The sequence below is a fragment of the Corynebacterium sp. HMSC074A01 genome (assembly GCF_001831515.1).
In the GTDB taxonomy this organism is placed as follows: domain Bacteria; phylum Actinomycetota; class Actinomycetes; order Mycobacteriales; family Mycobacteriaceae; genus Corynebacterium.
The window spans coordinates 1-1,060 of record NZ_KV825597.1; the positions used below are offsets into that span (position 1 = coordinate 1).

Below are 1,060 nucleotides of genomic sequence, written 5' to 3' on the forward strand. Positions count from 1 at the left end.
GTTTATCACCACCGACTATTTGCAACAGTGCCAACCCATGTTATATTGCACAAGATAAAAATATATCATCATGAACAATAAAACTGTCTGCTTACATAAACAGTAATACAAGGGGTGTTATGAGCCATATTCAACGGGAAACGTCTTGCTCGAGGCCGCGATTAAATTCCAACCTGGATGCTGATTTATATGGGTATAGATGGGCTCGCGATAATGTCGGGCAATCAGGTGCGACAATCTATCGATTGTATGGGAAGCCCAATGCGCCAGAGTTGTTTCTGAAACATGGCAAAGGTAGCGTTGCCAATGATGTTACAGATGAGATGGTCAGACTAAACTGGCTGACGGCATTTATGCCTCTTCCGACCATCAAGCATTTTATCCGTACTCCTGATGATGCATGGTTACTCACCACTGCGATCCCCGGGAAAACAGCATTCCAGGTATTAGAAGAATATCCTGATTCAGGTGAAAATATTGTTGATGCGCTGGCAGTGTTCCTGCGCCGGTTGCATTCGATTCCTGTTTGTAATTGTCCTTTTAACAGCGATCGCGTATTTCGTCTCGCTCAGGCGCAATCACGAATGAATAACGGTTTGGTTGATGCTAGTGATTTTGATGACGAGCGTAATGGCTGGCCTGTTGAACAAGTCTGGAAAGAAATGCATAAGCTTTTGCCATTCTCACCGGATTCAGTCGTCACTCATGGTGATTTCTCACTTGATAACCTTATTTTTGACGAGGGGAAATTAATAGGTTGTATTGATGTTGGACGAGTCGGAATCGCAGACCGATACCAGGATCTTGCCATCCTATGGAACTGCCTCGGTGAGTTTTCTCCTTCATTACAGAAACGGCTTTTTCAAAAATATGGTATTGATAATCCTGATATGAATAAATTGCAGTTTCATTTGATGCTCGATGAGTTTTTCTGATAGTTAGTCTTTGTAGAGACACAAACCTGAAATTCCGGACACCGCGCTTCAGGACATCTCCCTGGACGCCGATATCTGGCAGTATCCGGACGGGGCACTGTTGCAAATAGTCGGTGGTGATAAAC

Annotated in this window: 1 protein-coding gene; it reads left to right on the plus strand. The window is 43.9% G+C overall.

Going from position 1 to position 1,060, the window contains the following annotated elements; translation table 11 throughout:
• Positions 1–119 precede the first annotated feature (119 nt).
• A complete protein-coding gene (locus HMPREF2550_RS00280) occupies positions 120–935 on the plus strand; it encodes an aminoglycoside O-phosphotransferase APH(3')-Ia (protein WP_000018326.1) in 816 nt (271 codons plus the stop codon).
• Positions 936–1,060 lie beyond the last annotated feature (125 nt).

Excerpts from the sequence above, each read along its gene's own strand:
- HMPREF2550_RS00280 (WP_000018326.1), top strand. The coding sequence starts at position 120 with ATGAGCCATATTCAACGGGAAACGTCTTGCTCGAGGCCGCGATTAAAT.